At 69.1% G+C, this 19,520-nt stretch carries 19 protein-coding genes; 11 read left to right on the top strand and 8 right to left on the bottom strand.

Going from position 1 to position 19,520, the window contains the following annotated elements:
• Positions 1-15 precede the first annotated feature (15 nt).
• The 10 genes from AC0L5F_RS05065 (at position 16) to AC0L5F_RS05020 (ending at position 9,894) form a co-directional block, all read left to right on the top strand.
• Positions 16-975 carry a substrate-binding domain-containing protein gene (locus AC0L5F_RS05065; RefSeq protein WP_473315544.1) on the top strand — a complete coding sequence of 320 codons (960 nt, stop codon included), beginning with the start codon at positions 16-18 and terminating at the stop codon, positions 973-975.
• 71 nt (positions 976-1,046) lie between these two features.
• On the top strand, positions 1,047-2,081 hold the full coding sequence (locus AC0L5F_RS05060; protein WP_473315543.1) for an ABC transporter permease: 1,035 nt from the start codon (positions 1,047-1,049) through the stop codon (positions 2,079-2,081).
• A 38-nt stretch (positions 2,082-2,119) separates the two neighbouring features.
• Positions 2,120-2,980, top strand: a complete 861-nt coding sequence (locus tag AC0L5F_RS05055; RefSeq protein WP_473315542.1) for an ATP-binding cassette domain-containing protein — start codon at positions 2,120-2,122, stop codon at positions 2,978-2,980.
• On the top strand, positions 2,977-4,134 hold the full coding sequence (locus AC0L5F_RS05050; RefSeq protein ID WP_473315541.1) for a Gfo/Idh/MocA family protein: 1,158 nt from the start codon (positions 2,977-2,979) through the stop codon (positions 4,132-4,134). Before AC0L5F_RS05055 ends, AC0L5F_RS05050 begins: the two co-directional genes overlap by 4 nt.
• 127 nt (positions 4,135-4,261) lie before the next feature.
• Entirely contained in the window at positions 4,262-5,251 is a 990-nt protein-coding gene (locus AC0L5F_RS05045) for a Gfo/Idh/MocA family oxidoreductase (protein ID WP_473315540.1), read from the top strand.
• 1 nt (position 5,252) lies between these two features.
• Positions 5,253-6,032, top strand: a complete 780-nt coding sequence (locus AC0L5F_RS05040) for a TIM barrel protein (protein ID WP_473315539.1) — start codon at positions 5,253-5,255, stop codon at positions 6,030-6,032.
• 97 nt (positions 6,033-6,129) lie between these two features.
• Positions 6,130-6,705 carry an ATP-dependent Clp protease proteolytic subunit gene (locus AC0L5F_RS05035; protein WP_473316148.1) on the top strand — a complete coding sequence of 192 codons (576 nt, stop codon included), beginning with the start codon at positions 6,130-6,132 and terminating at the stop codon, positions 6,703-6,705.
• Entirely contained in the window at positions 6,702-7,304 is a 603-nt protein-coding gene (locus tag AC0L5F_RS05030) for an ATP-dependent Clp protease proteolytic subunit (protein WP_423845111.1), read from the top strand. The genes AC0L5F_RS05035 and AC0L5F_RS05030 overlap by 4 nt, the downstream gene beginning before the upstream one ends.
• Positions 7,305-7,419: 115 nt before the next feature.
• Positions 7,420-8,694, top strand: coding sequence for an ATP-dependent Clp protease ATP-binding subunit ClpX (gene clpX, locus AC0L5F_RS05025; protein WP_473315538.1), 1,275 nt, complete (start codon positions 7,420-7,422; stop codon positions 8,692-8,694).
• Positions 8,695-8,742: 48 nt separating this feature from the next.
• Positions 8,743-9,894, top strand: coding sequence for a saccharopine dehydrogenase family protein (locus AC0L5F_RS05020; RefSeq protein WP_473315537.1), 1,152 nt, complete (start codon positions 8,743-8,745; stop codon positions 9,892-9,894).
• A gap of 74 nt (positions 9,895-9,968) precedes the next feature.
• On the opposite strand, the gene AC0L5F_RS05015 is transcribed toward AC0L5F_RS05020, so the two are convergent.
• Genes AC0L5F_RS05015 through AC0L5F_RS05005 form a run of 3 tightly spaced genes read right to left on the bottom strand, consistent with a single transcriptional unit; the run spans position 9,969 to position 11,949 of the window.
• Positions 9,969-10,238 carry an HPr family phosphocarrier protein gene (locus AC0L5F_RS05015; RefSeq protein ID WP_473315536.1) on the bottom strand — a complete coding sequence of 90 codons (270 nt, stop codon included), beginning with the start codon at positions 10,236-10,238 and terminating at the stop codon, positions 9,969-9,971.
• A 5-nt stretch (positions 10,239-10,243) separates the two neighbouring features.
• Positions 10,244-11,185 (bottom strand): 1-phosphofructokinase, encoded by a 942-nt coding sequence (gene pfkB, locus AC0L5F_RS05010; RefSeq protein WP_473315535.1) that lies wholly within the window; start codon positions 11,183-11,185, stop codon positions 10,244-10,246.
• Positions 11,182-11,949: a DeoR/GlpR family DNA-binding transcription regulator gene (locus tag AC0L5F_RS05005; RefSeq protein ID WP_473315534.1), complete on the bottom strand. Its 768-nt coding sequence runs from the start codon at positions 11,947-11,949 to the stop codon at positions 11,182-11,184. Before AC0L5F_RS05005 ends, pfkB begins: the two co-directional genes overlap by 4 nt.
• A 226-nt stretch (positions 11,950-12,175) precedes the next feature.
• On the opposite strand from AC0L5F_RS05005, the gene AC0L5F_RS05000 reads away from it, so the two are divergent.
• Positions 12,176-13,759: a phosphoenolpyruvate--protein phosphotransferase gene (locus tag AC0L5F_RS05000; protein WP_473315533.1), complete on the top strand. Its 1,584-nt coding sequence runs from the start codon at positions 12,176-12,178 to the stop codon at positions 13,757-13,759.
• An 89-nt stretch (positions 13,760-13,848) separates the two neighbouring features.
• On the opposite strand, the gene AC0L5F_RS04995 is transcribed toward AC0L5F_RS05000, so the two are convergent.
• The 5 genes from AC0L5F_RS04995 to valS form a co-directional block, all read right to left on the bottom strand.
• Positions 13,849-14,913, bottom strand: coding sequence for a zinc-dependent dehydrogenase (locus AC0L5F_RS04995; RefSeq protein WP_473315532.1), 1,065 nt, complete (start codon positions 14,911-14,913; stop codon positions 13,849-13,851).
• Positions 14,913-15,353: a PTS mannitol transporter subunit IIA gene (locus AC0L5F_RS04990; protein ID WP_473315531.1), complete on the bottom strand. Its 441-nt coding sequence runs from the start codon at positions 15,351-15,353 to the stop codon at positions 14,913-14,915. The genes AC0L5F_RS04995 and AC0L5F_RS04990 overlap by 1 nt, the downstream gene beginning before the upstream one ends.
• Positions 15,346-15,657: a hypothetical protein gene (locus AC0L5F_RS04985; protein WP_473315530.1), complete on the bottom strand. Its 312-nt coding sequence runs from the start codon at positions 15,655-15,657 to the stop codon at positions 15,346-15,348. The genes AC0L5F_RS04990 and AC0L5F_RS04985 overlap by 8 nt, the downstream gene beginning before the upstream one ends.
• Complete coding sequence (gene mtlA / locus AC0L5F_RS04980; protein ID WP_473315529.1) at positions 15,654-16,787, bottom strand: mannitol-specific PTS transporter subunit IIC; 1,134 nt, start codon at positions 16,785-16,787, stop codon at positions 15,654-15,656. Before mtlA ends, AC0L5F_RS04985 begins: the two co-directional genes overlap by 4 nt.
• 148 nt (positions 16,788-16,935) lie before the next feature.
• Positions 16,936-19,503, bottom strand: coding sequence for a valine--tRNA ligase (valS, locus tag AC0L5F_RS04975; RefSeq protein ID WP_473315528.1), 2,568 nt, complete (start codon positions 19,501-19,503; stop codon positions 16,936-16,938).
• Positions 19,504-19,520: the final 17 nt, after the last annotated feature.

Raw genomic sequence — 19,520 nt, 5'->3', positions numbered from 1 at the left:
GAAGTAGAGGACACCATGAAGAAGTTCAAGCTCGTCGGCGCCCTCGCCGTCGTCGCCACCTTGCTCGCCGCGTGCAGCGGCACGGGCAAGGAGGACTCCACCAGCAAGGCCAACCAGGACCTGACCTACGCGGTCATCACCCACGGCGCCCCCGGCGACGCGTTCTGGGACCGGGTCAAGTCCGGCGCCGAGAAGGCCGGCAAGGACTACGGCGTGACCGTGAACTACAGCTCCGATCCGGACCCGGCCAAGCAGTCGCAGCTGATCGACGGCGCTGTCGCCGACAAGGTCGACGGCATCGTGGTCTCGATGGCCAACCCCGACGGACTCGAGGCCAGCGTCAAGGCCGCCGTGGCCGCTGGCGTCCCGGTCGTCACCATCAACTCCGGTGTCGACAAGTTCAAGGAGTTCGGTGCGATCACCCACATCGGGCAGTCCGAGACCGTGGCCGGTCAGGCTGTCGGCGAGCGGCTGAAGTCCGAGGGCCAGAAGAACGCCATCTGCGTCATCCAGGAGGCCGGCAACGTCGGCCTGGAGGAGCGCTGCAAGGCAGCCGCCGCAGCCTTCGGCGGCACCATGACCAACCTGCAGGTCGACGGCACGGACGACAACGCGGTGCAGGCGACCATCACCTCGAAGCTGCAGGCTGACAAGAACATCGACACCGTCCTGACGCTCGGTGGCCAGTACGCGATCGACGCCGTGGGCGCGGTCGAGGCTTCCGGCAGCAGCGCCAAGGTGGCCACGTTCGACCTGTCGTCGGACGTCGTCAAGGCGATCGAGGACGGCAAGATCCTGTTCGCGGTCGACCAGCAGCCCTACGTGCAGGGCTTCCTGGGCGTCACGACGCTCTACCTGAAGAGCATCAACGGCAACGACCTGGGCGGTGGCCAGCCGATCAACTCCGGCCCCGCGTTCGTCACGAAGGACAATGCTGCCGACGTCGCCAAGTACGCCGCCAACGGCACTCGCTAGCACCACCGGGCCGTGGGGGCCCGGCACCACCGGGCCCCCACGATCCCGTCCCTGACCGAACAGGAGCACCCATGGCCACCGCCACCGTCGTCGACGAGCGGATCAGCTCGACCTCGACCCTCACCAAGATCCTCAAGCGCCCCGAGATCGGCGCCCTGATCGCCGCCATCGCGATCTTCGTCTTCTTCGCGGCGACCACCTCGGTGTTCGCCACCCCCGCCGGCGCCAGCACGTGGCTGCGGGGTGCCTCCACCATCGGCATCATGGCGGTCGCGGTCGCGCTGCTCATGATCGGCGGCGAGTTCGACCTGTCCGCCGGCGCCATGACCGGGTTCACCGGACTCGTGGTCGGCGTGCTGACCACCGAGTACGGCCTCAACATCTGGGCGGCCATCGTGGTCTCGCTCGCGCTGGCCCTGCTCGTCGGGGCCATCAACGGCATCCTGGTGATGAAGACAGGTCTACCGAGCTTCATCGTCACCCTGGGCACCTTCTTCGTGCTGCAGGGCATCGATCTGGCCGGCACCAAGGCCCTGATCGGCCAGGTGGCCATCCAGGGGATGCGCGACGTGCCGTTCTACGACCAGGGCAAGGCGGTGTTCGGCTCCACGATCAACATCGGCGGGCTCACGCTGTACGCCTCGGTGCTGTGGTGGATCGGTGTCACGGCCGTCGCCACCTGGGTGCTCCTGCGCACCCGCACCGGCAACTGGATCTTCTCGGTCGGCGGCGCCCAGCAGTCGGCCCGTCAGGTCGGTGTCCCGGTCTTCAAGACCAAGGTCGGCCTGTTCATGACCACCGCCGGAGCCGGCTGGCTGGTCGGGATGCTCCTGCTGTTCACCACCTCCACGGTGCAGAGCAACACCGGCGTCGGCCAGGAGTTCATCTACATCATCTGCGCCGTCGTCGGCGGCTGCCTGATGACCGGCGGCTACGGATCGGCCATCGGTGCCGCGTTCGGCGCCCTGATCTACGGCATGGCGAGCCAGGGCATCGTCTACAGCGGCTGGGACAACAACTGGCTGCGGGCCTTCCTCGGTGTGATGCTGCTGGCCGCGGTGCTCCTCAACGAATGGGTGCGCAAGCGAGCGGAGACGTCACGATGACCGGCAAGCAGCCCACCACCTCACCCACGGAGACAGCGATGAGCGACCACAGCCCCACCAGTGACGTGCCCGTCATCGAGGTGCGCGACATCGGCAAGCGCTACGGCAACATCATCGCGCTCAGCGACGTCAGCACGTCGGTACGAGCCGGACAGGTCACCTGCGTCCTGGGCGACAACGGCGCTGGAAAGTCGACCTTCATCAAGATCCTGGCGGGGGCCCACGAGCACTCCGAGGGCGAGCTGCTGGTCGACGGCAAGCCGGTCACCTTCGGCAGCCCGCGCGAGGCGCTCGACGCCGGCATCGCGACGGTCTACCAGGACCTCGCCGTGGTCTCGCTCATGCCGGTGTGGCGCAACTTCTTCCTCGGCAGCGAGCTCCGCACGGGTGTCGGACCGTTCAAGCGCCTCGACATCGCGGAGATGAAGCGCATCGCCAAGGAGGAGCTCGCCGCGATGGGCATCGACCTGCGCGACGTCGACCAGCCCATCGGCACCCTGTCCGGTGGCGAGCGCCAGTGCGTCGCGATCGCCCGCGCCGTGTACTTCGGTGCGCGGGTGCTCATCCTCGACGAGCCCACGGCGGCGCTCGGCGTCAAGCAGTCCGGCGTGGTGCTGAAGTACATCGCCAAGGCGCGCGAGCGGGGACTGGGCGTCGTGTTCATCACGCACAACCCGCACCACGCCTACCCGGTCGGCGACCGTTTCATGCTGCTGCGTCGTGGCAAGAGCATGGGTGACTTCCCGAAGGCCGAGATGACCCTGGACGAGCTGACGTCGATGATGGCCGGCGGCGCCGAGCTGGAGACGTTGGCCCACGAGCTGGCCGAGACCATGGGCTCGGACTCCGCCGTGGTCAGCGAGCTCAAGGCCGAGGCAGAGGCAGAGGCGGAGGCGTGACCGACGACCTGCGTGTGGGGATCGTCGGCTTCGGCTGGATGGGACAGGTGCACGCCCGTGCCCTGTCGCGTCTGCTGCAGCACTTCCCGGACGCGCCGCTGCGTCCGCGGTTCGTCGCGGTGGCCGACACCGCCGGCGACGACCGCACCGCCCGCGCTGCGGCCGCCTTCGGCTTCGAGCACCAGCTGAGCGACTGGCGTGAGCTGGTGGCCCGGCCCGACATCGACCTGGTCTGCGTGACCGGGCCGAACTTCATCCACCGCGACGTCGCCGTCGCAGCAGCCCAGGCGGGCAAGCACCTGTGGGTCGAGAAGCCCGCCGGTCGTGACTCCGCCGAGACCGCCGAGATCGTCGCAGCGGTCGAGGCAGCAGGAGTGCAGGCCGCTGCGGGCTTCAACTACCGCAACGTGCCGGCGGTCGAGCGGGCACGCGAGATCGTCGCGTCGGGCCGGCTCGGCACCGTCGAGCACTCGACCGTGCGCTTCCTGGCCGACTACTCCGCCGATCCCGATGCCGCGCTGTCCTGGCGGTTCCGGAACGAGTTCGCCGGCAGCGGCGTGCTCGGCGACCTGGTCAGCCACGCGGCGGACCTGGTGCAGCACGTGGTCGCTCCGATCGCCGAGCTCGTGGTCGACCGGGCCACGTTCATCGCGCAGCGACCCGAGGCGGTGGCCGGAGCGATGCACTACGAGAAGGGTGCCGGCGAGCTCTCCGAGGTCGAGAACGAGGACTACGTCACGGCGCTGCTGCGTCTCGCCGACGGCTCGCGGGCGACGCTGGAGTCCAGCCGCGTCGCGGTGGGGGAGCAGAACCGCTACGGCTTCGAGGTGCACGGCACCGACGGCGCTCTCGCGTGGGACTTTCGCCGCATGAACGAGCTGCAGGTGGCCACGGCCACGGACGGCCGGTACCTCGACGTCTTCTACTCCACCGAGTACGCCGGGCCGGCGGACGGCGACCTGGCCGCGTTCCAGCCCGGCACCAACAACCCGATCGGCTTCGACGAGCTCAAGGTCGTCGAGGCCCGCCGTCTCGTCGAGTCGATCAGCACCGGCAAGCCGGTGGGCGCCACGATCCACGACGCGCTTCGCGCCGCCCGGGTCGTCGACGCGATGATCACATCCTCCGATCGCCGCCAATGGATCACGCTCTGAAGCGCCCGACTCTATCCCCGCGAGTGGCGCAGATTGGTCGGCGACACGCCGGTTTCACAGCCAATCTGCGCCACTCGTCGCACACTGTGCGCCACTCGACAGCACCATCCTCGAAAGGACCAACCTCATGAACCGACTCCGCGTAGGTGTCATCGGCGCCGGCGCGATGGGCGCGTCCCACGCCCGCACGCTGGCGACGGCCGTCCCGGCCGCCCAGGTCACGCGCGTGTTCGACATGGACACCGCGCGGGCCACGGCCGTCGCTGACGAGGTCGGCGGCGAGTCCGCCGACTCACCGGAGTCGCTGATCGCCGACGTCGACGCGTTCGTCATCGCGTCGCCGGACTTCACCCACGCCGAGCTCGCCATCGCCGGCATCACGGCCGGCAAGCACGTCCTGTGCGAGAAGCCGCTGGCCGTCACGGCCGAGGACGCCCGCACGGTCGTCGACGCCGAGGTCGCCGCCGGCCGGCGCTTCGTGCAGGTGGGATTCAACCGTCGCTTCGATCCCGGCTTCTCCTCGCTCAAGGGCTCGATCACCGACGGCACGCTCGGCGAGGTGCGGCTGGTGCACGGCATCCACCGCAATGCCACCAACCTCACCAGCACCGACTCGTCGACCCTGGTGACCGGCTCGATGATCCACGAGTTCGACACGTTCCGGTGGCTGCTCGACGACGAGATCGTGGCCATCCGGGTGGAGTCGCCGATCCTCGAGGGCTTCAAGGACCCGCAGATCGCCACGCTGTGGATGGCCGACGGCCAGATGATCACCGCCGAGGTGTTCTGCAACGCCCAGTACGGCTACGACGTGCGCGTCGAGGTCGTCGGCACGTCGGGCTCGGCAGCGCTGGAGCCCCGCACGCCGGTGCTGCGACGCCTGTCCGGCGGACTTCGTCGGGAGGTGGGCAGCGACTTCGTGGAGCACTTCATCGAGTCGTACCGCCTCGAGCTGGCCGCGTGGGTCGATGCGTCGCTGCGCGGCGAGGTCGTCGGCGCGAGCGCGTGGGACGGCTTCGCGGCCAACCTGGTCGCCGGAGCCGGCGTGCTGTCGCTCACCGGCGGCACCCGCGAGTCGATCGACGTCCCTGAGCGCCCGGCGCTGTACGGAGCCTGAGATGTTCACCCTGGCCATCTGCTCGGAGATGGTCTACACGGACCTGCCGCACCTGGAGCGAGTCGCCCGCATCCACGAGCGAGGCTTCGCGGCGGAGATCTGGGACTGGACCGACAAGGACGCCGACGCCCTGGTCGCGACCGGCGCCCGGTTCACCTCGATGACCGGCTACGTCACCGGCAACTTCTTCGGCGGCGCCGACGCGCTGCTGCGCACCGCGGACGAGTCGATCCGGTTCGCGCAGCAGATCGGGTGTCCGGCCCTGAACCTGCACGGGACCGGCCTGGGGGAGGGCGGCATCCCGGTCGAGCCGGTCGAGGTCGTCACGGGCGACATGTGGCTGCAGGCCGAGAAGACCCTCGAGCGCGTCGCGGAGCTGGGCGAGACCCATGGGGTGACCTTCGTGCTGGAGAACCTCAACACCGAGGTCGACCACCCGGGCACGCCGTTCGCCCGGGCGGCCGACACGCTGGCGCTGGTCAGCGCCGTGGGCAGCCCCCACCTGAAGATGAACCTGGACCTCTACCACGCACAGATCGGTGAGGGGAACCTCGTCGAGCTGATCCGCCGCGCCGCCCCCCACGTGGGCGAGGTGCAGGTGGCCGACGTCCCCGGTCGGTGCGAGCCGGGCACCGGCGAGGTGCGCTGGTCGTTCGTCGCGCAGGCGCTCGCCGATGCCGGGTACGACGGCACCGTCGCGATGGAGGCCTTCGCCTCCGACCCGTCGGTCGAGGGCAGCGATCGGGCCCTCGACGCCTTCCGCGACGCCTTCACCGTCTGAGTCGTACGCCGAGGGCGAACAGGCGCGTTTTGGCGTGTGTTCGGCTGGCCAGCCGTCTACTGTCGAGAGCGTGAACACACCACAGACCCCTTACGACATGGCCGGCGAGGCCGGGCCGTCCGATCTCGACGGGCACATCTACCAGCGCCTGCTCAAGGAGCGCATCGTGTTCCTCGGGTCGGAGGTCCGCGACTCCAACTCCAACGCGATCTGCGCACAGATGCTGCTGCTGAACGCCGAGGATCCCGAGGCCGACATCTACCTGTACATCAACAGCCCCGGCGGTTCGGTCGACTCGGGGATGGCGATCTACGACACGATGCAGTTCATCTCCAACGACGTCGCCACGTTCGGCATGGGCCTGGCCGCCTCCATGGGTCAGTTCCTGCTGGCGGCGGGCACGGCCGGCAAGCGCTACGCCCTGCCGCACGCCCGCATCATGATGCACCAGCCGTCGGGCGGCATCGGCGGATCGGCGTCCGACATCAAGATCCAGGCCGAGCAGAGCGTGCTGCTCAAGCAGCAGCTCAACCAGCTGCAGTCGCAGCACAGCGGCCAGACCGTCGAGCAGATCGAGATCGACTCCGACCGTGACCGGTGGTTCACGCCGGAACAGGCCAAGGAGTACGGCCTCATCGACCACGTCGTCGCGAGCGCAGGAGATATCTCATGAGCTACTACATGCCGCAGTGGGAAGAGCGCACGTCGTACGGCTTCCGGCGCATCGACCCCTACACCAAGCTGTTCGAGGACCGCATCATCATGCTGGGCACCCCGATCAGCGACGACGTCGCCAACGCGGTCATGGCACAGCTCATGAGCCTGCAGGCCATGGACCCCGATCGCGACATCAGTATCTACATCAACAGCCCCGGTGGCTCGTTCACGGCGCTGACCGCGATCTACGACACGATCCGGTACATCAAGCCCGACGTGCAGACGCTGTGCCTGGGTCAGGCGGCCTCGGCCGCGGCGATCCTGCTGGCCGCCGGCACTCCCGGCAAGCGCCTGGCGCTGCCCAACAGCCGCATCCTGATCCACCAGCCCTACACCGAGGGCACCGGCGGCCAGATCTCCGACCTGGAGATCCAGGCCAACGAGATCTTCCGCATGCGCGAGCTGATGGAGAAGATGATCTCCGACGCCACCGGCAAGCCGATCGAAGAGGTCAGCAAGGACGTCGATCGCGACAAGATCCTCACCGCCCAGCAGGCCGTCGAGTACGGACTGGTCGACGAGGTGCTCGACACCCTCAAGACGCCCGCTGTCTGACGACACGCCCGTCTCACGCGTTCGCATGCGAGGACGCGAGCGCGTGAGGCGGTTAGGGTGAACATCGTGACCTCGGCCACTCGGCCGTACCCATGCTCCAGGAAGGACCGATCACGTGGCACGTATTGGTGAGACTGCCGATCTGCTGAAGTGCTCCTTCTGCGGCAAGAGCCAGAAGCAGGTCAAGAAGCTGATCGCCGGCCCGTCCAGCATCTACATCTGCGACGAGTGCATCGAGCTGTGCAACGAGATCATCGAGGAGGAGCTCGCCGAAGGCGCTGAGCTCAGCCTCGGCGAGCTGCCCAAGCCGCACGAGATCTACGAGTTCCTCAACGGCTACGTCATCGGCCAGGAGAACGCCAAGAAGTCGTTGGCCGTGGCCGTCTACAACCACTACAAGCGGGTCCAGGCGCAGAGCGCCACCGGCCGCAACAAGGACGACCAGGTCGAGCTGGCCAAGTCCAACATCTTGATGGTCGGGCCCACCGGCTGCGGCAAGACCTACCTGGCGCAGACGCTGGCCCGCATGCTCAACGTGCCGTTCGCCATCGCTGACGCCACCGCCCTCACCGAGGCCGGTTACGTCGGCGAGGACGTCGAGAACATCCTGCTCAAGCTGATCCAGGCTGCCGACTACGACGTCAAGAAGGCCGAGACCGGCATCATCTACATCGACGAGGTCGACAAGATCTCGCGCAAGAGCGAGAACCCCTCCATCACGCGCGACGTGTCCGGCGAGGGCGTGCAGCAGGCGCTGCTGAAGATCCTCGAGGGCACCACGGCCTCGGTTCCTCCGCAGGGCGGCCGCAAGCACCCGCACCAGGAGTTCATCCAGATCGACACCACCAACGTGCTGTTCATCGTCGGTGGCGCGTTCGCGGGTCTGGACACGATCATCGAGCAGCGCAGCGGCAAGACGAGCCTGGGCTTCAACACCGGCAACATCCCGGCGTCGGACCTCGTGGCGCCGGAGAAGCTGTACTCCAAGGTGCTGCCCGAGGACCTGCTCAAGTTCGGTCTGATTCCTGAGTTCATCGGCCGCCTGCCGGTCATCGCGGCCGTCGACAACCTCGACCGCGAGGCCCTGGTCGCCATCCTCACCGAGCCGCGCAACGCGCTCACCAAGCAGTACATCCGCCTGTTCGAGATCGACGACGTCGAGCTGGAGTTCGGGCAGGGCGCTGCCGAGGCGATGGCCGACCTCGCCCTCGCGCGGGGCACCGGCGCCCGCGGTCTGCGCTCGATCATCGAGTCGGTCCTCGAACCGGTCATGTACGAGGTGCCCAGTCGCGACGACGTCGCCAAGGTCGTCGTCACCGCGGCCACCGTCACCGACGGCGTGCTGCCCACCGTGCTCACGCACGACGAGGTCGCCAAGAAGGCCTCGTAGCACCGCGGTTGCCGGACTGAGCCTGTTACCAGCCGGTAGGTTGGTCCCATGACTTCTGTCGACATCGCCCTGCTCGGAGCCACCGGATTCACCGGCGGACTCACCGCCGACTACCTGGCGACGCATCTGCCCGACGGCGCGACGTGGGCGATCGCCGGTCGCAACCAGGCCAAGCTGGAGGCGGTGGCGGACCGCGTCGAGACCCTCGGCGGGGTGCGCCCCGAGATCATCTCCGCCGACAGCACCAATGCCGACTCGATGTCGGCGCTGGCCCGCAGCACACGGGTGCTGGCCACCACCGTGGGCCCGTACCTGCAGCACGGCGAACCGGCCGTCAAGGCCGCAGCCGAGGCAGGCATCGCGTACATCGACCTCACCGGTGAGCCGGAGTTCGTCGACCGCATGTGGCTGAAGTACCACGACGTCGCGGAGAAGTCGGGCGCGCGCATCATCCACGCGTGCGGCTTCGACTCCATTCCCTACGACCTCGGGGTGCTGTACACCGTCGAGCAGCTGCCCGAGGGTGTGCCGTTGTCGGTCAGCGGGTACATCCGCGCCGGCGGTACCGCGTCGGGAGGCACCTACCACTCGGCCATCGGCGCCTTCGCGGGCATCCGTGGCGCGGGCAGGATCGCCGCCGAGCGCAAGAAGCGTGAGACCCGTCCCGAGGGACGCACGATCCGCGGCGGCGGCAAGCTGGGTCGAGGCGCGGGCGGCAACGGCTGGGCCCTCCCACTGCCCACCATCGACCCGCAGATCGTCCTGCGGTCGGCACGGTCGCTGGAGCGCTACGGCCCCGAGTTCAGCTACGCGCACTTCGCGCAGTTCAAGAAGCTGCCGATGCTGGCCGCCACCATCGCCGGCGCGAGCGTGCTGCTGGTCGGCGCCCAGCTGCCACCCACCCGCGCCGCGCTGCTCAAGCTGCGCAAGCAGGGTGACGGCCCCGACGAGGCCACGCGTGAGAAGTCGTGGTTCAAGCTCCGGCTGGTCGGCGAGGGCGGTGGCCGGACCGTCACCACCGAGGTCAGCGGCGGCGACCCGGGCTACACCGAGACGGCCAAGATGCTCAGCGAGTCAGCGCTGTGCCTGGCGTTCGACGACCTGCCGCAGGTGTCGGGCCAGACGACCACTGCGGTGGCCATGGGCGACGCCCTCATCGAACGCCTCCAGCACGCCGGCATCACCTTCCGTACCCTCTGACGTACCGAATTTTGCGGGCTCAAGCACCGTTTCCAGGGTTCGAAATGGTTCCTGAGCCCGCAAAATTTGGGGAATCAGGCGGGCTGTTCGGCGTCGAGGTCCTGTTCGACCAGGCCAGCGATCTCGTCGACCAGCGCGGCGTCATCGCTGGCGACCTCGATGGTGTCGCCCTGCTTGGCGCCCAGCGTCATGATCAGCAGCGCGGAACCGGCATCGATCGGGGTGCCGCCGGGCTTGGACAGCGTCACGGGTATGGAGGCGGCGGAGGCGGCCTGCGCGATCAGTGCTGCCGGGCGGGCGTGGAGGCCGACGGCAGAACCGACGGTGACGGACTTGCTGGCCATGGTGGTCATCCTTTGATGCAGGGTCGAGCTTCTGACAACGGGGGAAGATCTGCGGGGGTGGGCATCGTCGAGCCCGGCAGGGAGGCTGCGGCGCTGCCGTAGGCCACGGCGAGGCTCAGCCGCTTGGGTGCGTCGAGCCCGTCCAGGGCGCCGAGCAGGTAGCCCGCCAGCGCCGAGTCGCCGGCACCGACGGTGCTGCGAGCCTGCACGGGTGGTGCGTCCGCCTGCCAGGCCCCGTCGGCGGTGATCAGCACGGCGCCCTGGGCGCCCAGCGTCACCAGCACGGCGCCGATGCCGGACTCGATGAGGGGAGCTGCGGCCTCGACCACGGACTCGACCGAGGTCAGGGTGGCCGGGTCGACGCCGACGAGATCGGCGAGCTCTTCCTCGTTGGGCTTGATGAGAGCGATGTCGTGGGGGCGGCGCTGCACCGCCTCGCGCAGAGCCGCACCGGACGTGTCGAGCGCGATCTGGACGCCGTCGCCCGCGACCCGCTGGATCACCTCGGCGTACCAGGAGTCAGGAGCGCCGGGGGGCAGCGAGCCGGAGAGCACCGCCCAGCGGGCCCCGGGAATCTCGCGGGCCAGCTCGTCGAGCAGCCCCTCGAGGTGCTCGGGGCCCAGCTCGGGGCCGGGTGCGTTGATCTTGGTGGTGGTGCCGTCGTCCTCGGCGAGCGTCAGGTTGATCCGCGACGGCATCCCGGTGGACACGGCTCGATGGGTGAGGCGCAGGGCACGCAGGCGCACGAGCAGGGGGTCGTCGTGCTCTCCCGGGAGGACGGCGACCGCCAGCTGCCCGGAGTGCCGGACGACCTGCGCGACGTTGACGCCCTTGCCGCCGGCGTCGTCGTGGGTCGATGCCGACCGGATGACCTCACCGCGGGCGAGCGGTCCCGACAGGGCGATCGTGCGGTCGATGCTGGGGTTCGGCGTCAAGGTGACGATCACGCGACGACGACCTTGACTCCTCGTGACTCCAGCGCCGTCACGTCTTCGGGCGAGATGCCGTCGTCGGTGACCACGACGTCCAGGTCGTCGTAGCTGGCGAAGGAGAAAACGTGCCGCTCTGCGAACTTGGACGAGTCGAACAGCGCCACGACGGTGGTCGCGCTGCGCGCGATGGCGCGCTTGGCCGCGGACTCCTCGGCGTCAGGGGTGCTCAGGCCCAGCTGCGGATCGGCAGCGTTGGTGGCGAGGAAACACACGTCGACGTGCATGGCCGCCATCGCGTCGGTCATGCTCTGGCCGACCGCGGCGGCCGTGACGCCCCGCACGCGCCCACCCAGCATGTGCAGGGTGACCGACGGAATCGCGGTGAGCTTGGCGGCGATGGGGATGGCGTGGGTGACGGCCGTCAGGGGGTGGTCCAGAGGGATCTCGTCGACCAGGTGGCTGATGGTGGTGCCCGCGTCGAGCGCGATGCTGCCGCCCTCGGGCGGCAGCAGGTCGGCAGCCGCACGTGCGATGCGGGCCTTCTGCTCGGTGTTGGTGGTCGTGCGCTGCGCCAGGCCCGGCTCGAGGATGCGCAGGGCCCGCGTGGCCACGGCCCCGCCGTGCACGCGCTGCGCCAGGCCGTCGCGCTCCAGTGCCGCCAGGTCGCGGCGCACCGTCTCGCTCGAGACGTTCAGCTCCTCGGCGATCTCGACCACGACGAGGCGTCCGTCGACCTGCAGGCGCTCGGCGAGCAGCTGCTGGCGTTCTGCTGCGTACACAGGGACTCCTCGTGGTCGGTCGCCCACGGCCGAATGCGTGGATTTGTGTGGTTTTGGTGAAGCTATCTGTAGTTTTACGTCCGAAGAGCCGCTAAAGTCAAGGACATACATGATCTGAGTCACATATTCGGCCATGTTCGGGCCGGGAACAGGTAGGGATGCCGTGGTGGTTCTGCAGGGTAACGGAGTCGTTCCCGGTGTGGGTTCAGGGCCGATCGTGCGCCCGATGCCGCGGCCCGCCGTCCCGTCGGACGAGCCGAGCGTGGACCCGGCGCAGGGCGCCGAGGTGTTCTCCGCAGCGGCTACGGCGGTCGCTGATCGACTCGCCGCTCGCGCCAGTGCTGCCAGCGGCGCCGCCTCCGAGGTGCTCATGGCCACCGCCACCCTCGCCCGCGATCGGGGGCTGGTCGCGCTGGTCGGCAAGCACCTGGGTGAGGGGCGCGGCATCTGTGCGTCGACCGTGGCGGCCATCGACGAGCTGAGCGCGATGTTCGCCGCGGCCGGTGGACTGATGGCCGAGCGCGTGACCGACCTGAAGGACGTGCAGGATCGGATCGTCGCGGAGCTCACTGGGCAGCCCGAACCCGGGATCCCCACGCCGCAGGTTCCGTCCGTGCTGTGCGCCGACGACCTCGCGCCGGCCGACACGGCCGGACTCGACCCGGCGACGGTGGTCGCGATCGCCACCTCGCTCGGGGGACCGACCAGCCACACCTCGATCATCGCCCGCCAGCTCGGCATCCCCTGCGTCGTCGGCACCGAAGGGCTCGACGACGTGGCGGTCGGAACGTTCGTGCTGGTCGACGGAGCGGTCGGGGAGGTCGTGCTCGATCCCGCCGACGACCTGGTGGCCACCCGCCTCGAGGCGGCGACGGCTGCCGGCGCCGCCGCGGCGTCGTGGCGTTCACCCGGGCGGACCAGCGACGACCACGCCGTGGACGTCCTGGCCAACGTGCAGGACGGCGCCGGCGCGCGTCGGGCGGCCGAGACCCAGGTGCAGGGCGTCGGACTCTTCCGCACCGAGCTGTGCTTCCTGGACCGCGACGTCGAGCCGACGGTCGACGAGCAGGCCGCCATCTATCGCGAGGTCTTCGACGCGATGGGGGAGCGCAAGGTCGTGATCCGCACGCTGGACGCCGGGTCGGACAAGCCGGTCAGCTTCGCGACGATCAAGGACGAGCCCAACCCGGCGCTCGGCGTGCGCGGCATGCGACTCGGCTGGCGTGACGAGGGGCTGATGGATCGCCAGCTCGACGCCATCGCCGTCGCTGCCGAGGGCGCGACCGGCCCGGTGTGGGTCATGGCCCCGATGGTGGCCACCGAGGACGAGGCGACGTGGTTCGGCGACAAGGTGCGGTCCCGCGGGCTCGTTCCCGGTGTGATGATCGAGATCCCCAGCGCAGCGCTGCTGGCCGACCGCATCCTGCGCCACGTCGACTTCCTGTCGATCGGCACCAACGACCTCAGCCAGTACGCGTTCGCCGCCGACCGCATGGCACCGTCGCTGTCGCGACTCACCGACCCGTGGCAGCCGGCGCTGCTCGCGCTCATCGAGATGGTCGCCGCCGCTGGCCAGGCGGCCGGCAAGCCGGTCGGTGTGTGTGGAGAGGCTGCTGCCGACCCGCAGCTGGCCTGCGTTCTGGTGGGCCTCGGCATCACCTCGCTGTCGTCGGCGGCCACGGCGGCACCGCTGGTCGGGGCCACCGTCGGCGCTGCCACGCTGCAGCAGTGCCGCGACGCCGCAGAGGCCGCGCTCGCAGCCGCCGATCCCGCAGACGCACGCGCAGCCGCCCGCTCCGCCCTCCCCTGACCCGCCGACGGGGTGGGTGCGGACGGCACGAAGGGCGCCTCCTTGGCGGTGGGCGCCCTTCGTGGTCCGGTGGACCGAGTCGTCGCTGGTCAGGCGTGCGGTTCGATGGTCACCTTGATGCCCTCGCCGCCCTTGACGATCTCGATCGCCTTCAGTACATCACTCAGCGGCAAGCGGTGCGTGATCAAGTCCTTGACGGGGACCGCTCCGGACGCGATGCGGTCCAGGGCGTCCTTGTTGTTCGCCGGGCTCGATCCGTTCGCGCCGACGATCGTCAGCTCGCGGTAGTGCACGAGATTGGAGTCCAGGCTGATCGTGGGCTTGTCCTTCGGCAGGCCGCCGAAGAAGCTGATCCGGCCTTGTCGGGCCGCGTACTGCACGGCCTGCTCCTGGGCGATGCCCGCCGCCGTGGCGGTGATGGCGACGTCGACGCCGCGGCCGCCGGTCATGGCCATGACGGCCTCGACCACGTCGACCTCGCCGGCGCAGATGGTCTCGTCCGGCTTCACCAGGTCGGCAGCCTGCTCGAGGCGTCCACGGTTCAGCTCGATCAGGGTGATCCGGCGGGCGCCGTTGGCTCGCGCGAGCCGCACGTGCAGGCACCCGATGGGACCGGACCCGACGACGACCACGTCGTCACCCTCGCCGACCCGCGCCAGCTTCTGGGCGTTGATGGCGCACGCGAACGGCTCGGCCACCGAGGCCTCGGCGTACGAAAGGCCGTCCGGGATGCGGTTCAGGCCGTCGACCTTGAGCACCTCGCGCGGCACGATCATGTACTCCGCGAAGCCCCCGTCGAACTGGTAGCCCATGGACACCTGGTTCGGGCACACGGACATGCGTCCGCGCGTGCACTCGTCGCAGTCGCCGCACGGGACGGCCGCGATCACCTGGACGCGATCTCCCGGCGCCCACGACGACCCGTAGGTGTCGTTGACGTCGGACCCGACCTCGACCACCTCGCCGGCGATCTCGTGACCGATGACACGGGGGAGCGGGTGCAGGTTCTGGTGCCCCGCTCCGAAGATCTTGACGTCGGTGCCGCACGTGGAGCAGGCGTGCACCTTGATCTTGACCTCCCCGGGACCGGGCGTCGGTTCGTCAGCGTCCTCGTACCGCAGGTCGCCGGGGGCGTAGAAGCGCGCCACCTTCATCAGTCGGACTCCTCTTCGGGTTGGAGCAAGGCGATGATCGTGTCGGCGTCATCGGCCTCGCGCAGGATCTTGGCCTTCTCGGGGTCGACCAGCGTCATGGCCAGCTGGGACAGGATGCCCACGTGGTTGTCGCCGGTGGCGGCGATGCCGATGGCGATGCGCACGTCGTTGCCGTTCCAGTCGACACCGTCGGGGAAGCGCACGAACGACAGCGCATCGCGCTTCACCGCGCCCTTGCTCTCGTTGGTGCCGTGCGGAATGGCGACGCCCTCGCCCATGAACGTGGACACCGACTGCTCCCGAGTGAGCATGGCGTCGACGTAGGACGGATCGACCGCGCCGATCTGCACCAGCACGCCGCCGGTGATGCGGATGGCCTCCTCGGCCGACGAGGCCGCCGCGCCGAGCGCGACGGCCTCGGGGCCGAGAAGATCAGCCACTGACCTCCCCCTTGCCCATCAAGATCTTCTTGACCAGCGAGGTGACCGCCGGGTCTCCCAGGAAGATCTGGAACGGGATCACGGGGGTGTCGGGGGCCGTGGCCCTGGCCCGGTCGGCCAGGCCTTGGTGGCAGATCACCACGTCGGCGTCATCGGGGATCGACACGACCGGGGTGTGCTCGACCGTGACTCCGGACTTCTTGAGCTGACCCTTGAGCGTGCTGGCCAGCATCACGCTGCTGCCCATGCCCGCGTCGCACGCGACGACGAGCTTCTTGATCTGCGATGCGTCGATGGTGCTCATGCGGTGCCAGCCTCCTGCATGTCGTCCTCGAGAGCCTCTTCCTCGGCGTCAGCGTTGCGGCCGAAGCCCATGAGGACCGAGGCGACCGAGAACGAGACCAGGGCGGCGATGAACACACCGGCGATCATGCCGGCGTAGTTGCCGAAGCCCTTGGGCGTCTGGATGAAGTAGGCGAAGATGCTGCCCGGCGACGGTGAGGCCACCAGACCCGAACCGGTGAGCTGGAAGGTCATCACGCCCGCCATGCCACCGGCGATGACCGCCAGGACCAGCTTCGGCTTCATCAGGATGTACGGGAAGTAGATCTCGTGGATGCCGCCGAGGAACTGGATGATGATCGCGGCGGGAGCGCTCTGGCGCAGCAGGCGCGGGCCGAAGAACATGTAGGCCAGCAGGATGCCCAGGCCGGGACCGGGGTTGGACTCCAGCATGAACAGGATCGACTTGCCCGACTCCTGGGCGTCGATGGCGCCGAGGGGGGTGAGGATGCCCTGGTTGATCGCGTTGTTCAGGAACAGGATCTTGGCCGGCTCGATGATGATCGAGGCCAGCGGCAGCAGGTTGCGCTCGACCAGCTGGTCGACGCCCTCGCCGAGACGGTCGGTCAGCCACTGCACGATCGGACCGGCGCCCTTGAGGCCCACGATCGCGAGCGCGCCACCGATGATGCCGGCCGAGAAGTTGTCGATCAGCATCTCGAAGCCGGGCTTGATCTTGCCGTGGACGGCGTCGTCCCACTTCTTGATGGCGAAGCCGCCGAGGGGGCCCATGATCATGGCGCCGAGGAACATCGGGGTCGCGCCCTCGTAGTCGGCGCTGAGGATGGCGCCGGTGCCCACGATGACGCCCATGGTGGCCACGGCGCCGACGACGCCGCCGCGGTGGCCGTGCACCATCTTGCCGCCGGTGAAGCCGATCAGCAGGGGGAGCAGGAAGATGATCATCGGGCCGACGAGGTTGGCCATGTCGGCGTTGGGGGTCCATCCGGTGGGGATGAACAGGGCCGTGATGAGGCCCCACGCGATGAATGCGCCGATGTTCGGCATCACCATGCCGGCGAGGTGCGCACCGAATCTCTGGATCGTGGCGCGGGCGCCCGTTCCCGCGGCCGTGGGCGTGTAGTTGGACATCAAGGTCTCCTCGGGTAGCGCGGCGTCACCGCGTTGTGAACTGCATCACGCCCCCATCAAATGCCCGATTGTGTGGTTTTGTCAAGAACATTGTGGGTTCTTGTGGACTTTTGATGTCGAAGGTCCCGATTGTGCCCGACCGAGGATGTCAGGTCGGTAGGTCCAAGGTGGCCTCGACCGTCAGATCACCGTCGCTCACCTGCGTGCTGACCTCGCCGGTGACCCGGCCGGCGGCCCGCACGTCGTCGATGGCCAGTGCCAGCAGATCCAGTGCAGCCTGGGTGCCGGACACCTCGACGAGGGTGGCCTCGGTCTTCTGGCCCACCTTGGCGGTGGACTTCGCCCCGCGGATCCCGGCGAGCACCGTGGCGGCCGTGGGCATCAGGTCGGCGTCGGCCTCCGCGGTGGCGATGTCGTCCAGCGTGGGCCAGGCCGACCGGTGGATCGAGCCGGTCTGCCACCACGACCAGACCTCCTCGGTCACGTACGGCAGGAACGGCGCGAGCAGGCGCAGCTGCACCGACAGGGCGATGGCGAAGGCGCTGCGGGCGCTGGCGCCGGTCTCGTCGGCCCGGCGCGCCCGCTCCTTGACCAGCTCGAGGTAGTCGTCGCAGAAGTCCCAGAAGTTCTTCTCCGTCACCTCCAGCGCCGAGGTGTAGTCGTACGCCTCGAAGTGCGCCGTGGCCTCGGTGATCACCGCGCGCTGCCGCTGCAGCATCGACCGGTCGAGCGGCTGGGTGACCCGGCTCGGGTCGAGGTCCTCGATCCCGGCGCCGAGGCCGTACTGGTCCTCGGCGGCGAGCACGAACTTGCTGGCGTTCAGCACCTTCATGGCCAGACGCCGCCCGACCTTCATCTGGGCCTCGTCGAACGGTGAGTCGGTGCCGGGTCGCGCACCCGCGGCTCGCCAGCGCACCGCGTCGGCGCCGTAGGTGTCGAGGATCTCGTCGGGGACGACGACGTTGCCCTTGGACTTGCTCATCTTCTTGCGGTCGGGGTCGACCACGAAGCCCGAGATCGTCGCGTGGCTCCAGGGTGCCGCTCCGTGCTCGAGGTGCGAGCGGACGACGGTGGAGAACAGCCAGGTACGGATGATGTCGTGGGCCTGCGGGCGCACGTCCATGGGGAAGGTGCGCTCGAACAGGTCAGGGTCCCGCTCCCAGCCGCAGGCGATCTGGGGAGTCAGTGACGAGGTGGCCCAGGTGTCGAGCACGTCGGGGTCGGCCATGAAGCCGCCCGGCTGTCCGCGTTGTGACTCCTCGAAGCCGGTGGGCGCGTCCGCGGCCGGGTCGACCGGCAGGGCCGACTCGTCGGGCAGGATCGGGTCGTCGTACTCGGGCTCGCCGGCCGCGTCGAGGCGGTACCAGACCGGGAACGCGACACCGAAGAACCGCTGGCGCGACACCAGCCAGTCGCCGTTGAGACCGTCGATCCAATTGGTCAGGCGCGACTGCATGTAGCCCGGCACCCAGTCGATCTCGTCGCCGCGCGCCACGAGCGCGGTGCGCAGGTCGGCGTCTCGGCCGCCGTTGGTGAGGTACCACTGGCGGGTCGACACGATCTCCAGCGGCTTGTCGCCCTTCTCGAAGAAGTTGGCCATGCGCTGGGTCGGCGTGGGCTCGCCGTCGAGGTCGCCGGACTCCGCGAGCGCCTTGGCCATCAGCTCGCGTGCCGTGAAGGTGGTCTTGCCGGCCAGCTCGCCGTACAGGGCGACACCCGCGTCGGTGGCGATCCACTCGGGGACGTCGGGCAGGATGCGGCCGTCGCGGCCGATGACGGTCCGGTTGGGCAAGGAGAACTCACGCCACCACTGCACGTCGGTCAGGTCGCCGAAGGTGCAGCAGTGCACGATGCCCGAACCCTTCTCGGGGTCGGCGGCGGTGTGGGCGATCACGGGGACCTCGACGCCGAAGATCGGCGACGTGACCGTGGTGCCGAACAGATGGCTGTAGCGCTCGTCGTCGGGGTGCGCGATCAGCGCGACCGCGGCGGCGGTCAGCTCCGGGCGTGTGGTCTCGACGTGCACCGTGGAGCCGTCGGGCAGGTGGTACGCCACGCGGTGGTAGGCGCCGGGGTACTCGCGGGCCTCGAGCTCGGCCTGGGCGACCGCGGTCTGGAACGTCACGTCCCACAGGGTGGGCGCGTCCTGCTGGTACGCCTCGCCGCGCGCGAGGTTGCGCAGGAACGCGCGCTGGCTGGCGGCGCGGGCGTCGTCGCCGATGGTGGTGTAGGTCTGCTCCCAGTCGACGCTGAGGCCGAGCGTGCGCCACAGCTTCTCGAAGACCTTCTCGTCCTCCTCGACCAGCTGGTTGCACAGCTCGATGAAGTTGCGACGACTGATCGGCACCTGACGCTTCGGGTCGGGCTCGGCCGGCGGCGTGAAGTCGGGGTCGTGGGGGAGCGAGGGATCGCAGCGGACACCGAAGTAGTTCTGCACCCGGCGCTCGGTGGGCAGGCCGTTGTCGTCCCACCCCATCGGGTAGAAGACCTCCTTGCCGCTCATGCGCTGGTAACGGGCGATCAGGTCGGTGTGCGTGTAGCTGAACACGTGGCCGACGTGCAGCGAGCCCGAGACCGTCGGGGGAGGCGTGTCGATCGAGAAGATCTCGTCGCGGGTCTTGGTGCGGTCGAAGGCGTACGTGCCCTGCTCGGCCCAGCGGGCGGACCAGGTGGCTTCGAGACCTTCGAGGACGGGCTTCTCGGGAACGCTGTTCACGAGGAGCGAGTCTACGG

This window comes from Aeromicrobium sp. 10G20-16 (genome assembly GCF_055809665.1).
This window is presented reverse-complemented; position numbering and strand designations above follow the sequence as displayed.

Bases quoted from the DNA above. Each gene is read 5' to 3' on its own strand.
- AC0L5F_RS05000 (WP_473315533.1), top strand. From the start codon at position 12,176: ATGCCGCGGCCCGCCGTCCCGTCGGACGAGCCGAGCGTGGACCCGGCG.
- AC0L5F_RS05035 (WP_473316148.1), top strand. From the start codon at position 6,130: ATGGCCGGCGAGGCCGGGCCGTCCGATCTCGACGGGCACATCTACCAG.
- AC0L5F_RS05040 (WP_473315539.1), top strand. From the start codon at position 5,253: ATGTTCACCCTGGCCATCTGCTCGGAGATGGTCTACACGGACCTGCCG.
- AC0L5F_RS04995 (WP_473315532.1), bottom strand. From the start codon at position 14,913: ATGAAGGTGGCGCGCTTCTACGCCCCCGGCGACCTGCGGTACGAGGAC.
- AC0L5F_RS05060 (WP_473315543.1), top strand. From the start codon at position 1,047: ATGGCCACCGCCACCGTCGTCGACGAGCGGATCAGCTCGACCTCGACC.
- AC0L5F_RS05055 (WP_473315542.1), top strand. From the start codon at position 2,120: ATGAGCGACCACAGCCCCACCAGTGACGTGCCCGTCATCGAGGTGCGC.
- AC0L5F_RS05020 (WP_473315537.1), top strand. From the start codon at position 8,743: ATGACTTCTGTCGACATCGCCCTGCTCGGAGCCACCGGATTCACCGGC.
- AC0L5F_RS04985 (WP_473315530.1), bottom strand. From the start codon at position 15,657: ATGAGCACCATCGACGCATCGCAGATCAAGAAGCTCGTCGTCGCGTGC.
- AC0L5F_RS05015 (WP_473315536.1), bottom strand. From the start codon at position 10,238: ATGGCCAGCAAGTCCGTCACCGTCGGTTCTGCCGTCGGCCTCCACGCC.
- AC0L5F_RS05045 (WP_473315540.1), top strand. From the start codon at position 4,262: ATGAACCGACTCCGCGTAGGTGTCATCGGCGCCGGCGCGATGGGCGCG.
- AC0L5F_RS05030 (WP_423845111.1), top strand. From the start codon at position 6,702: ATGAGCTACTACATGCCGCAGTGGGAAGAGCGCACGTCGTACGGCTTC.
- mtlA (WP_473315529.1), bottom strand. From the start codon at position 16,787: ATGTCCAACTACACGCCCACGGCCGCGGGAACGGGCGCCCGCGCCACG.
- AC0L5F_RS05065 (WP_473315544.1), top strand. From the start codon at position 16: ATGAAGAAGTTCAAGCTCGTCGGCGCCCTCGCCGTCGTCGCCACCTTG.